Annotated in this window: 13 protein-coding genes; 11 read left to right on the forward strand and 2 right to left on the reverse strand. The window is 71.1% G+C overall.

What is annotated here, in order from left to right; all coding sequences use genetic code 11:
- The first annotated feature begins 59 nt into the window (after nt 1–59).
- The 3 genes from BLW32_RS10605 to BLW32_RS10615 are packed head-to-tail and all read left to right on the forward strand — an operon-like array spanning nt 60 to nt 4,344.
- Nucleotides 60–1,379 carry a SidA/IucD/PvdA family monooxygenase gene (locus BLW32_RS10605; RefSeq protein ID WP_197467609.1) on the forward strand — a complete coding sequence of 440 codons (1,320 nt, stop codon included), beginning with the start codon at nt 60–62 and terminating at the stop codon, nt 1,377–1,379.
- Entirely contained in the window at nt 1,376–2,212 is an 837-nt protein-coding gene (locus BLW32_RS10610) for a GNAT family N-acetyltransferase (protein ID WP_068524999.1), read from the forward strand. Before BLW32_RS10605 ends, BLW32_RS10610 begins: the two co-directional genes overlap by 4 nt.
- Complete coding sequence (locus BLW32_RS10615) at nt 2,209–4,344, forward strand: MMPL family transporter (RefSeq protein ID WP_068742183.1); 2,136 nt, start codon at nt 2,209–2,211, stop codon at nt 4,342–4,344. Before BLW32_RS10610 ends, BLW32_RS10615 begins: the two co-directional genes overlap by 4 nt.
- Here the strand turns inward: BLW32_RS10615 and BLW32_RS10620 are convergent.
- Nucleotides 4,322–5,293 (reverse strand): magnesium transporter CorA family protein, encoded by a 972-nt coding sequence (locus BLW32_RS10620; protein WP_068525001.1) that lies wholly within the window; start codon nt 5,291–5,293, stop codon nt 4,322–4,324. The genes BLW32_RS10615 and BLW32_RS10620 overlap by 23 nt on opposite strands.
- 9 nt (nt 5,294–5,302) lie before the next feature.
- Nucleotides 5,303–5,683, reverse strand: coding sequence for an MmcQ/YjbR family DNA-binding protein (locus BLW32_RS10625; protein WP_068525002.1), 381 nt, complete (start codon nt 5,681–5,683; stop codon nt 5,303–5,305).
- A 23-nt stretch (nt 5,684–5,706) separates the two neighbouring features.
- Between BLW32_RS10625 and dapB the strand changes: the two genes are divergently transcribed.
- The 8 genes from dapB to BLW32_RS10665 all read left to right on the forward strand — a co-directional run bounded on the left by dapB (nt 5,707) and on the right by BLW32_RS10665 (nt 12,309).
- Complete coding sequence (gene dapB, locus BLW32_RS10630) at nt 5,707–6,450, forward strand: 4-hydroxy-tetrahydrodipicolinate reductase (RefSeq protein WP_068525003.1); 744 nt, start codon at nt 5,707–5,709, stop codon at nt 6,448–6,450.
- A complete protein-coding gene (locus BLW32_RS10635; RefSeq protein WP_331710757.1) occupies nt 6,447–6,926 on the forward strand; it encodes a hypothetical protein in 480 nt (159 codons plus the stop codon). Before dapB ends, BLW32_RS10635 begins: the two co-directional genes overlap by 4 nt.
- Complete coding sequence (locus tag BLW32_RS10640; protein ID WP_068742182.1) at nt 6,926–7,381, forward strand: flavodoxin family protein; 456 nt, start codon at nt 6,926–6,928, stop codon at nt 7,379–7,381. Before BLW32_RS10635 ends, BLW32_RS10640 begins: the two co-directional genes overlap by 1 nt.
- Before the next feature lie 139 nt (nt 7,382–7,520).
- The gene (locus BLW32_RS10645) at nt 7,521–8,048 is read left to right on the forward strand and encodes a DinB family protein (RefSeq protein WP_068742338.1); all 528 of its coding nucleotides are present in this window, start codon (nt 7,521–7,523) and stop codon (nt 8,046–8,048) included.
- Nucleotides 8,049–8,115: 67 nt separating this feature from the next.
- The gene (locus BLW32_RS10650) at nt 8,116–8,913 is read left to right on the forward strand and encodes a thymidylate synthase (protein WP_068742181.1); all 798 of its coding nucleotides are present in this window, start codon (nt 8,116–8,118) and stop codon (nt 8,911–8,913) included.
- Entirely contained in the window at nt 8,913–9,383 is a 471-nt protein-coding gene (locus BLW32_RS10655) for a dihydrofolate reductase (protein WP_068742180.1), read from the forward strand. Before BLW32_RS10650 ends, BLW32_RS10655 begins: the two co-directional genes overlap by 1 nt.
- A 55-nt stretch (nt 9,384–9,438) precedes the next feature.
- The gene (dapA, locus tag BLW32_RS10660; RefSeq protein WP_068742179.1) at nt 9,439–10,344 is read left to right on the forward strand and encodes a 4-hydroxy-tetrahydrodipicolinate synthase; all 906 of its coding nucleotides are present in this window, start codon (nt 9,439–9,441) and stop codon (nt 10,342–10,344) included.
- 3 nt (nt 10,345–10,347) lie between these two features.
- A complete protein-coding gene (locus BLW32_RS10665) occupies nt 10,348–12,309 on the forward strand; it encodes a ribonuclease J (protein ID WP_068742178.1) in 1,962 nt (653 codons plus the stop codon).
- Nucleotides 12,310–12,372: the final 63 nt, after the last annotated feature.

A 12,372-nucleotide genomic window follows, 5' to 3' on the forward strand; every position in this document is an offset into this window, starting at 1 on the left:
ACCTCTGGAATCAAGTACGGTGTACAGGTTTTTTCCGGGAGTACGATCCGTCCAGGCGGATGATCAGCACCCGCCCCGACCCGGTGGGAAAGGGTGTGATGCGCGCGAAGGATCCGGTGGACGACGGCGACGTCGTCGACGTACTCGGGGTCGGATTCGGACCCGCCAACCTGGCGCTGGCGATTGCGCTCGCGGAGTCGCCCGACCGGATCGGCACCGTGCGGTTCCTGGAGCGCCGCGAACGCTTCGCATGGCATCCCGGCATGCTGCTTCCCGGTACGTCCATGCAGATCAGCTTCCTCAAGGATCTGGTCACGCTGCGCAACCAGGCCAGCCCGTACTCCTTCGTTGCCTATCTCGGCAGCCGCGGCCGGCTCGTGGACTTCGTCAATCGCGCCGTCCTGACCCCCGAGCGCGCCGAGTTCGCGGACTACCTGGCCTGGGCGGCTGCGTCGTTCGCCGATCGGGTGCGGTACGGCCGCACGGTGACGGGACTGTCCCGCTGCCCCGACGGTCCGCGGTTCGCGGTTCGCCATCGGGGCCCGGACGGCGATGAGCGGGTGACCCGCGCCCGGTCCGTGGTCGTCGCGCGCGGCCTGCGGCCGGTACTGCCGGTGTGGACGGACGGGCTCGATCCGCGTCGCGTCTTCCACAACATCGACCTCGTTCCTCGGCTCGGCGAGTTGGAGCGAGATCTGCCCGACGGCGTCGCGGGCGCGCGATTCCTCGTGGTGGGCGGCGGGCAGTCGGCCGCCGAGGTGGCGCTGCACCTGCACGACTGCGGCGCCCGCGTGGACATGGCGTTCCACGGCTTCGGCCTCGCGGACGTCGACGAGAGTCCGTTCGTCAATCAGGTCTTCGATCCGGACGTGGTCGACGAGTTCGCCTCCGCGGCACCGGAGGTGCGGGAGACTCTGCTGCACCGGCACGGCAACACCAACTACGCGGCGGTCGAGCACGCGTTGACGCGGGAGCTGTACGACCGGTGGTACCGCCAGAACGTGAGCGGCCCACGCCGGCTGGGCGTGCACCGCACCAGCGAGGTCGTCACCGCCGGAAAGGCGCGCGACGGCGGGGTCGAGACGGTGCTGCGCCGCCGTACCACCGGCGAGCGCACGGCCGTGACGGTCGACGCCGTGGTGTGTGCGACGGGCTTCGAGCCGGGCGGCCTCACCGGGCTGGACGGCGTGGCACCGCCCGACGCGACGATCCGCGTCGCCCGTTCCCACCTCGCCGTGATCGACGGCACCGCGGTGCCCGGCCTCTACGTGCAGGGCGCCGACCTCCCGGGCCACGGGCTCGGGACCACGCTGCTGTCCAACGTCGCCGTCCGTGCGGGCGAGATCGCCCGCGCGCTGTACCAGGAGGAGTCGTCATGACCACGCGGACACCGGCGGGCACCGTGCTCTTCGCGGCGACCGAGCGCACCCCGTTCACGGTCTTCGTCGCCGAGGACCCGCACGACGTCGAACGGGCGCAGGCCCTGCGGTACGACGCCTTCTCCACGGAAATGGGAGCGCCGCTGCCCGGTGCGGTGTTCAGCGAGCGACTCGGCAGGCCGATCGACGTCGACCGGTTCGACGACTACAGCGCGCACCTGCTCGTGCGGCACGACCCGACCGACGAGATCGTGGGCTGCTACCGGATCATCCTGCCCGCGCCCAGCGGGCAGCGGGAGGTGTTCACCACCAGTATGTTCCGCCTCAGCCCGGCATTCGCGGCGATGGCGGACGACGTCGCGGAGTGGGGGCGTGCGACGATCGCCGCAGGCTATCGCGGCGGCGTGGTGTCGGTGCTCCTGCGGATCGCGCTTCTCGCCTTCTACGAGCGATCGGGCTTCAGGTACGCGATGGGTTGCATGTCGGTCCGGATGGAGGACGGCGTGCATCCGCGCGCCGCCCTGGTCCGTGCCGCGCTCGGCTTCCTCGCCGACAACGACGCCCTCGCCGACGGGGCGGTGCGCGCCGACCCCCTCCGGCCCGTCGCCGTCGACGGGGTCCCGATCGCCGAGCTCCCGCGGCCCGAGGGCGCCGACGCGGACCTGGTGCCGCCGACGATTCGCATCGCGGTCCGGTACGGCGGCATCGTCTGCGGCATGCCCTCGTACGACCCCGATTTCGAGATGGCCGACTTCCTGGTGCTGTTCGAGGACGAGCGGATGCGCGCAGCCGGATGCCTCGACGAGGTCCGCTCCTTCCTCGCGGCGCTGTGATCGCCCGCCTCACCCGCGCCGTCGCTGCGCGCCCCCGCACGGTGCTCGCGGCGTCGCTGCTCCTGCTCGTGGTGCTGGGGTGGCTCGGTGCCGGCGTCGGCGGCGCGCTCCGCAGCGGCGGGAGCACCGACCCCGCCGCCGAATCCGCCCGCGCGCAGCGGAGTCTGGAGGACGACTTCCGTCGCGGCGGCTCCTCGCTCGTCCTCACGGTGCGCTCGGAGAAGCCCGACGCGGCGCCCGCAGCCGCCGAGTACGGTCGCGCCGTCACCGACGCACTCCGGCGGACTCCGGCGGTCCAGTCAGCCGTCTCCGCGTGGTCCGATCCCGCCGCCGCGGCCCGCCTGACCTCGACGGACGGTCGCATCGGTCTCGTCGTCGCGAGTCTCGCCGGTGGTACCGGGGACGCGCCCGACCATGCCCGCGCCATCGTCGACGGCCTGCCGCGCCCGCCCGACGGGGTGCGGATCGAGGCCGGGGGCGAGGCGATGACCTACCTGCAGATCAACGAGCAGTCGGGCGAGGACCTGGTGCGCGCGGAGCTGATCGCCCTGCCGCTCACCTTCCTGGTCCTGGTGTGGGCCTTCGGTGGGCTCGTCGCCGCCGCCGTGCCCGTCGTCGTCGGGATCGCCGCCATCATCGCTACGTCCGGGCTGTTGCGGCTCGTGGCCGAGGCGACCGACGTCTCGGTGTTCGCGCTCAACCTCATCACCGCGATGAGCCTGGCGCTGGCCATCGACTACACCCTGCTGGTCGTGAGCCGGTACCGCGAGGAGGTACCGGGCCGGGGCCGTGACGAGGCGCTCGTCGTCGCGATGGCGACCGCCGGGAGGACGGTGCTGTTCTCCGCGATCACGGTGGGGCTCAGCCTGGCCGCGATGGTGCTCTTCCCCATGTACTTCCTGCGCTCCTTCGCGTACGCCGGCCTGGTCGTGGTCGCGTTCACGGCACTCGCCACGCTGATCGTGACGCCGGCGATCCTGGCACTCCTGGGCGACCGGATCGACAAGCTCCGCGTGGGCCGCGGGCCGCGCCCCGCGGACGAGTCGCGCTGGTACCGGGCGGTGAAAGCCGTGCAGCGCCGGGCGGTCCCGCTCGGCATCGCCGTGGTGGTACTCCTGCTCGCGCTCGGCGCACCCTTCCTCGGCGCGAAACTCGGCTATCCCGACGACCGCGCGCTGCCGACCACGGCCTCGTCGCACGCCGTCGGCGACGAACTGCGGACCGGCTTCCGCCCGAACCCCGCCGCCGACGTCCTGATCCTGTTGCCGGAGGGGGCACCGTCGGGGACCGAGGACTACGCCCGGGACCTGTCCCGGACCACCGGCACGGGGCCGGTCGTCGGGCCCGACGGGACGTGGCTGCGCGGCGCCCGCGTCGCCGACGGCGACCCGACGGCCCGAGCCGGTTTCGCGCGCCTGGTGACGGTGGCGAGCGAGCACGACCCGCGATCGGAGGAGGGGCGCGCCCAGCTGGATGCGCTGCGCGCAGTCCCGGCGCCCGCCCCGACGCTCTTCGCCGGTGCGGCGCAGGCGGACCGGGACGCGGTGGACTCCATCCTCGGGGCGGTGCCGCGGGTGCTCGCGGCGATCGCCGTGACCACCTTCCTGCTGCTGTTCCTGCTCACCGGGAGCGTGCTGCTGCCGCTGAAGGCGCTGGTGCTCAACGTGCTCTCGCTCTCGGCGACCTTCGGGGCGATGGTGTGGGTCTTCCAGGAGGGCCACCTCGGCGGGCTCGGGACGACGGTGACCGGCCACCTCATCGCGGACATGCCCGTTCTGATGTTCTGCATCGCCTTCGGCCTGTCGATGGACTACGAGGTCTTCCTGCTGTCCCGGATCCGCGAGGAGTGGCAGGACCTGCCCGGCCGGGACCGCGCCGCGAACGACGAGGCCGTCGCCCGCGGCATCGCGAGCACGGCGCGGGTGGTCACGGCCGCCGCGCTGCTCATGGCGGTGGTCTTCGCGGCGATCGGCTTCTCCGAGGTGTCGTTCATGCGGATGCTCGGCGTCGGGCTGGCGATCGCCGTGCTGCTGGACGCGACGCTGGTGCGGCTGGTGCTGCTGCCCGCGTTCATGCGGATCGCGGGCACCGCGAACTGGTGGCCGGGACTCAGAGCCAGCCGCGGCGCTTGAACGCCGCGTAGAGCCCACCGGCGAGGGCGATCATCGTCAGGAGGCTCAGCCAGAAGCCCCATTCCTTCCCGAAGCCCGGGTAGGGCACGTTCTGGCCGAAGTAGCCGGTGATGGCGGTGGGGACCGCGATGATCGCGGCCCAGCTGGTGAGCTTCTTCATCACGGTGTTGAGCTGGTTGTCCACCAGCGCCAGGTTGGTCGAGCGGACAGATTCGACGTTGTCACGCAGGCCCTCGGTCCAGTCCGCGGCGCGCATGGTGTGGTCGTAGACGTCCTCGGCGTAGGGCAGCAACTCGTGCAGGTCGGGCGCTGCGGACACCCGGCGCAGCACCGAGCCCACCACGTCGCGCATCGGCAGCACGATGCGGCGCAGGTCGCCCACCTGCTTGTGCAGGTCGAAGGTGGTCTGGGAGACGCGGTCGCTCGAGCGGCCGTCGAACAGAATCGATTCCACGTCGTCGAGCCGCTCATCGACCGCCGTGATCCGGGCCGTGTAGCCGTCGACGACCGCGTCCAGCAGCATCAGCTCCAGCGACTTCGGGCCGTACTGCAGCAGATCCGCGTTGTCCGAGATGTTCTCGGCGACGTCGTCGACCGGGAAGCCGTGGCCGAGGCGCACCGTCAGCACTCCGTGCTCGAAGAGGAACAGCGAGAGCCGGCTCGTGGCGCCGTCCTCGGCGATCGTGTACGCGGTGACGAACATGATCTCGCCGTAGCGCAGGGACTTCGGGCGTTCGTGGACCGTGAGCGCGTCCTCCACGGCGAGCTTGTCCAGCCGCATCGCCTCGACGAAGGGCGCGAACTCCGCCTCGGTCGGGTCGAGCACGTCCACCCAGATCAGTCCCGACGGTGCCGCCAGCGCCCGCGTGGCGTCCTCCGTCGCGGCGTGGTGGACGACGTCGAAACACGCGTCGGTGTCACCGACGAAGGTCCGGATGGTCACGTCCATGGGGCAACCCTAGGGCCCGGCGGCCTCGGGTCGCTCCACGAGCTCGGCGAGGGACGCCGGTGCCTGCACGCAGTAGGAGTCGGTGAGCAGCTCGGCGACCTCGGCCCAGTCGGTGCGCTCGTCGACGATGATGCCGACGGTGCTCTCGCCCCAGTTGACCCGGAAGTACGGGTCGCCGAGGTTCTCGAACGCCGGGACCTCGCCGGGCTCGGCGCGGAAGATGAGCCGGAACTGCTGGTCCTCCCCGCCGAAGACGTGGGCCACCGTCGCCCCGCGGACGCGCCAGCGCGTGCCCACCCAGGCGCGGTCGGCGACGCACTCGGGGAAGGCCTCGAGGATCCCGGCGAGGCGGTCGATCCATTCGTCGGGAACGTCTGGTCGGGCGGTCACGGAGCAAGGGTATCGTCGGGCGCATGCTGAACGTGGGTGTCCTGGGATCCGGCGGCAAGGTGGGCCGCGCCATGGTCGATGCCGTGGAGGCGGCCGACGACCTGTCGCTGAGCGCGGCGGTGGACGCGGGTGACATGCTCACCGGCCTCCTCGACTCGAACACGCAGGTGGTCATCGACTTCACCCACCCCGACGTGGTGATGGACAACCTGAAGTTCCTCATCGACAACGGGATTCACGCCGTCATCGGTACCACCGGGTTCACCGACGACCGGCTCGACACCGTGCGCGAGTGGCTCGCCGAGAAGCCCGAGGTGGGGGTGCTCGTCGCGCCCAACTTCGCCATCGGCGCCGTGCTCACCATGCGCTTCGCCGCGCAGGCTGCGAAGTACTTCGACTCCGTCGAGATCATCGAGCTGCACCACCCGCACAAGGCGGACGCCCCCTCCGGCACCGCCACCCGCACCGCCGAGCTCATCGCCGAGGCCCGCGAAGAGGCCGGCCGCGGGAAGATGCCCGACGCCACCTCGGCCGAATTCGATCGCGCGCGCGGCGCCCGGGTCGACGGCGTCCGCGTGCATTCCGTGCGCGTCGCGGGTCTCGTCGCGCACCAGGAGGTGCTGCTGGGCACGCAGGGCGAGACCCTGACCATTCGGCACGATTCCCTCGACCGCAGCTCGTTCGTCCCCGGCGTCCTGCTCGGTGTGCGCGGCATCTCCTCGCGGCCCGGCCTCACGGTGGGCATCGAGCCGTTCATGGATCTGTGAGCGTCGTGGAGCGCCGCGATCGGGGGAACCTGGGCCAGCTGCTGGTCATCGGGTTCCTGTCGGTCGCGATGCTCATGTACATCGGCCTCATCGGCGCGTGGGCGTGGATGATCGCCCGTCGCGGCGGGGGAGCGAACCTGGGCCTCGCCGCCGGCATGGTCCTCGTCGGCCTCGTGGGCCTCTGGATCCTGTGGTCCGTGCTCAGCAACGGTTATGCGCACCAGAAGCTCGCCGCCTCGGCGAAGGCCCTCGGCCGCGACCTCGACGTCTCCGACCTGCCGACGATGCCGTCGGGCCGCGTGCAGCGCGATGCCGCGGACGCACTGTTCTCCGACGTCAAGGCGGAGTACGAGGCCGATCCGGAATCGTGGGTGAACGCGTACCGGCTGGCCCGCGCCTACGACTACGCGGGGGACCGCTCCCGCGCGCGGGAGTGGATGACCCGCGCCGTCTCGATGGAGAAGAAGGCCCGCTGATGGCCGTGCTCCTGGTGATCCACCACACGCCGTCTCCGCACTGCCAGGAGATGTTCGAGGCGGTGATCGCGGGGGCCACCGATCCGGACATCGAGGGCGTCGAGGTGGTGCGGCGCGCGGCGCTCGCCGTGACCGCGTCGGACGTACTGGCCGCGGACGGCTACGTCCTCGGCTCGCCCGCGAATCTCGGTTACATGTCCGGTGCGCTCAAGCACGCCTTCGACACGATCTACTATCCCTGCCTCGATTCGACCCGCGACCGGCCGTTCGGGCTGTACCTGCACGCGAACGAGGGCGGCGAGGGAGCCGAGCGGGCCGTCGACTCGATCACCGCCGGGCTGGGGTGGCAGAAGGTGACGCCGCACGTCGTGGTGTCGGGCAAGCCGTCGAAGGCGGACGTCGAGGCGTGCTGGAATCTCGGTGCGACGGTCGCCGCACAGCTCATGGGGCAGTGAGGCGGATCGCCCACCGGGAATCCACGGCTCAGCTGCGCACAAGGCCGAATCCTGCTTCGTGTCGATCCGAGCCGTGGATTCACAGCGCGCTCGGGCTCACAGTGGGCGGCGACGAGCCCGACGCCGATAGAGTCGAGTGGTGGCTGAATCGCGGCTCGACCTCCTGCGGTGGCAGTTCGATCTGACCTGGGCGCTCGGCGAGGTGCATCTCGCCGAGCTGACGCCCGACGACTTCCGGTGGGAACCGGCGGCCCTGTGTTGGACGATGCGCCGTGGCGACGACGGGGTGTGGATCGCCGATTGGGCCGAGACCGAGCCCGACCCGATTCCCGTCCCGACGATGGCGTGGCTCAGCTGGCACATCGGCTGGTGGTGGAGCACCACCGCCGACCACCTGCTCGGCCGCCCGGTCCGGGAGCGCGAGTCCGTGCGGTGGCCCGGGCCCGACGGTGCGGTGGCCTGGCTGACGGGGATCCGCGACGAGTGGCTGACCGTCCTCGACACGCTTACCGAGGAGCGCCTGGACGAGCCGTCGGGGTTCCCCTGGCCGCCGGACGCAGATCTGACCGTGGGGAACCAGGTCGCGTGGGTCAATGCCGAGCTGATGAAGAACCTCGCCGAGATCGGCCAGCAGCGCGTCGCCCGCGCGGCGCTGAACGCCGGCTGACCGGCGCCGGAGACGCGGGCACGCGCCGCGACCGCCGCGTGTCAGGGGTCGGCTCTAGACTGAGGGTGTGATCGCGACGCCCTACGAAGACCTGCTCCGCGACGTGCTGGAGAACGGCACGCACCGGCCGGACCGCACGGGTACCGGGACGCGGAGCGTCTTCGGGCGCCAGCTCCGGTACGACCTGTCCCAGGGCTTCCCGCTCATCACCACCAAGCGGGTGCACATGAAGTCCATCGCGTACGAGCTGCTGTGGTTCCTGCGTGGCGATTCGAACGTCAGGTGGCTGCAGGACAACGGCGTCACCATCTGGGACGAGTGGGCGGCGCCGGACGGCGAGCTCGGCCCCGTCTACGGGGTGCAGTGGCGCAGCTGGCCCACCCCGAACGGTGAGCACATCGACCAGATCAGCGCGGCGATCGAGACGCTGCGGACCAACCCGTCCAGCCGGCGCAACATCGTCTCCGCGTGGAACGTCGCCGAGATCGAGAACATGGCGCTGCCGCCCTGTCATGCGTTCTTCCAGTTCTACGCCGCGGACGGCAAGCTGAGCTGCCAGCTCTACCAGCGCAGCGCCGACCTCTTCCTCGGCGTGCCGTTCAACATCGCGAGCTACGCGCTCCTCACCCACATGGTCGCCGCGCAGGTGGGCCTCGAGCCCGGCGACTTCGTGTGGACCGGCGGCGACTGCCACATCTACGACAACCACGTGGAGCAGGTCACCGAGCAGCTCAGCCGCGACCCGTACCCGTACCCCCGGCTCGAACTCGCCGAGCGGGCCAGCATCTTCGACTACGCGTACGAGGACATCACGGTCCACGACTACCAGCACCATCCCGCGATCAAGGCCCCGGTGGCCGTCTAGTGATCGGCCTCATCTGGGCGCAGGCGCGCGGGGGAGTGATCGGCGCCGAAGGCGGCATCCCCTGGCACATCCCGGAGGACATGACGTTCTTCCGCGAGAGCACCGCCGGCAGCACCGTTCTCATGGGCCGGCGCACCTGGGACTCGCTGCCCCCGCGATTCCGCCCACTCCCGGGCCGCACGAACATCGTGGTCACGCGGGACCGGTCGTGGCAGGCCGACGGTGCCGTCGTCCAGCACGAGCCCACCGTCCCGGACGGCGATGTCTGGGTCATCGGAGGCGGCGAGATCTACGCCGCGACACTGCCGCTCGCTGATGTCCTCGCCGTCACCGAGGTAGACGCCGACATCGTGGGCGACACCCGCGCACCGTCGATCCCCGCGGAGTTCGCGCTGGAGGAGGACGCGGGCTGGCGGGAGTCGTCGTCGGGCCTGCGCTACCGGCACCTGACCTACCGGCGCGAGCGGTAGTCGTTCCGCGATCCGATAGGAACGATTCCGGATCGGGTGGGTAGCCTTAGCGCTTATGAGTGCGACCCCGGCGACCACAACGCCCACCACCCCGTTCGGCGCGATCTCCGTGGCGATGGTGACCCCGTTCAAGGCGGACGGCACGCTGGACCTCGAAGCCGGACAGAAGTTGGCGTCGCACCTCGCCGACCAGGGCTGCGACGGGCTCATCGTCGCGGGCACCACGGGAGAGTCGCCCACCACCCAGCCGTGGGAGAAGATTCAGTTCCTCAAGGCCATCATCGAGGCCGTCGGTGACCGCGTGAAGATCACCGCGGGCGTCGGCACCTACGACACCGACGAGTCCGCCGTCTTCGCGCGCGACGCCGCCGAGGCGGGCGCGCACGGACTGCTCGTGGTCACCCCGTACTACTCCCGCCCCCCGCAGGCGGGACTGCTCGCCCACTTCACGACGGTGGCCGACGCCACCGACCTGCCCGTGCTGCTCTACGACATCCCGCCGCGGTCCGTGGTCGCGATCGAGACGGACACGCTGCGCAGGCTCGCCGAGCACAAGAACATCATCGGCGTGAAGGACGCGAAGGGCGACCTCGGCGCCGGCGCCCGGCTCATCGCCGAGACCGACCTGCAGTTCCTCTCCGGCGACGACCCGCTGAACCTGCCCTGGCTCTCCGTGGGCGCGCTCGGTTTCGTCTCCGTCATCGGGCACGTCGTCGCGCCGCAGCTGCGCGCGATGCGCGACGCCTACTTCGCGGGCGACAACGCCCGCGCCAAGGACATCAACGCCTCCCTCGGGCCCGTCTACGAGGCCATGGCCGGCCTCGGCGGCGTGACCTTCTCGAAGGCGGCACTGGCCCTGCAGGGCCTGGATATGGGCGTACCGCGGCTTCCGCAGGTGCCGCCCACCGGTGAACAGCGCGACCGGCTCGCAGCGCTACTGACCCAAGCGGGGGTGCTCTAAACAATGACCGACGGTGCAGCAGGCGGAGCCCGACGGAGCCGCAAGGCCACCCGACAGGCGGGACCGCCTGCCGAGCCCAAGCCGGTGATCTCCACCTCGGCGGCGCGGGTCGTCGTCGAGGACAAGGCCCCGGCGGCCCAGGCGCCCCCGGCGCAGGCCCCGGCCGCGAAGCAGGCGCCGGCGAAGGCCGAGGCGAAGCAGCCGCAGAAGTCCGCGTCGAAGGGTGGCGGGAACCGTCGCGGCGGCGGGCGGCGCGGTGGTGGGCAGAAGGCACCGTCGGCCGCGGTGGAGCGGCTGGGCGCCCCGCCCAAGCTGCCCAAGGGCGGCATGCGCGTCGTCGCGCTCGGCGGCATCAAGGAGATCGGTCGCAACATGACCGTCTTCGAGTACGACGGCAAACTGCTCGTCGTCGACTGCGGCGTGCTCTTCCCCGAGGACCAGCAGCCCGGCGTCGACCTGATCCTCCCGGACTTCCGGTACATCGAGGACCGCATCAAGGACGTCGAGGCCATCGTGCTCACGCACGGCCACGAGGACCACATCGGCGCGGTGCCCTTCCTGCTGCGCCTGCGGCCCGACATCCCCGTCGTGGGCGCCAAGTTCACGCTCGCGCTGGTCAAGGCCAAGTGCGACGAGCACCGACTGCGGCCCAAGCTGATCGAGGTGCGCGAGGGCGAGTCGACGAGCCACGGCCCGTTCGAGTGCGAGTACTTCGCCGTGAACCACTCCATCCCCGACGCGATCGCCGTGGCGATCCACGCGGGCGGCCAGGTGGCGCTGCACACCGGCGACATCAAGCTCGACCAGCTGCCGCTCGACGGCCGCCTCACCGACCTCGCCGGCTTCTCGCGCCTCGGCGACGCGGGCGTGGACCTGTTCCTCGTCGACTCGACCAACGCCGAGGTCCCCGGCTTCGTGACCCCGGAGCGGGAGATCGGCCCGGTGCTCGACAACGTGATCGGGCGGGCCAAGGGCCGCGTGATCGTGGCGTCGTTCGCCTCGCACGTGCACCGCATCCAGCAGATCGCCGAAGTCGCGATGGCCCACAACCGGCGGATCACCTTCGTCGGCCGGTCGATGGTGCGGAACATGGCGCTCGCGCAGGAGCTCGGTTACATGCACCTGCCCGAGGGTGTCGAGGTCGACCTCGACACCGCGGCGTCGCTGCCCGACGACCGCGTCGTGCTCATCTCCACCGGCTCGCAGGGTGAGCCCCTGGCCGCGCTCTCGCGCATGGCCCGCGGCGAGCACCGCAACATCACCATCTCGCCGAACGACCTCGTCGTGCTGGCCAGCTCGCTCATCCCGGGCAACGAGAACTCCGTGTTCGCGGTGGTCAACGGGCTGTCGAAGCTCGGCGCCAAGGTGATCACGCAGCAGAGCGCGAAGGTCCACGTCTCCGGCCACGCCAGCGCCGGCGAACTGCTGTACCTGTACAACGCGGTGCGCCCGCGCAACGCCATGCCCGTGCACGGCGAGTGGCGGCACCTGCGCGCCAACGCCGCCCTGGCCGAGGCCACCGGTGTACCGAAGGACCGCATCATGCTCGCCGAGGACGGCGTCGTGGTCGACCTGGTCGGCGGCGTCGCGAAGATCGTCGGGCAGGTGCCCGTCGGTCACGTCTACGTGGACGGCAGCTCCGTCGGCGACGTCGGCGAGTCGACGCTGTCCGACCGCCTCGTCCTGGGCGAGGGCGGCTTCATCGCCATCACCGTCGCGATCGACGAGGAGGGCAACGCCGTCAGCAAGCCCGAGGTCTCCGGCCGCGGCTTCTCCGACGACCCGACCGCGCTCAAGGAGGCGGAGCAGCTCGTCGAGGACGTGATCGCCGACCTGGCCGCCGAGGGCGTCAAGGAGGCGCACCGCATCGCGCAGGGTGTCCGACGGGCCGTGGGCCGCTGGGTCGACAAGGCCTACCGCCGCCGGCCGATGATCGTCCCCACCGTGATCGTGGTGGGGGAGTAGCACACATCTTCTGAAGCGTTCTGCGACGTTTCCGTGGACGGGCGTCGCAGAACGCTTCGAATG

It is taken from the genome of Tsukamurella tyrosinosolvens, assembly GCF_900104775.1.
Taxonomy (GTDB): domain Bacteria; phylum Actinomycetota; class Actinomycetes; order Mycobacteriales; family Mycobacteriaceae; genus Tsukamurella; species Tsukamurella tyrosinosolvens.

Excerpts from the sequence above, each read along its gene's own strand:
- BLW32_RS10620 (WP_068525001.1), bottom strand. The coding sequence starts at position 5,293 with ATGGACGTGACCATCCGGACCTTCGTCGGTGACACCGACGCGTGTTTC.
- BLW32_RS10610 (WP_068524999.1), top strand. The coding sequence starts at position 1,376 with ATGACCACGCGGACACCGGCGGGCACCGTGCTCTTCGCGGCGACCGAG.
- BLW32_RS10665 (WP_068742178.1), top strand. The coding sequence starts at position 10,348 with ATGACCGACGGTGCAGCAGGCGGAGCCCGACGGAGCCGCAAGGCCACC.
- BLW32_RS10605 (WP_197467609.1), top strand. The coding sequence starts at position 60 with ATGATCAGCACCCGCCCCGACCCGGTGGGAAAGGGTGTGATGCGCGCG.
- dapA (WP_068742179.1), top strand. The coding sequence starts at position 9,439 with ATGAGTGCGACCCCGGCGACCACAACGCCCACCACCCCGTTCGGCGCG.
- dapB (WP_068525003.1), top strand. The coding sequence starts at position 5,707 with ATGCTGAACGTGGGTGTCCTGGGATCCGGCGGCAAGGTGGGCCGCGCC.
- BLW32_RS10640 (WP_068742182.1), top strand. The coding sequence starts at position 6,926 with ATGGCCGTGCTCCTGGTGATCCACCACACGCCGTCTCCGCACTGCCAG.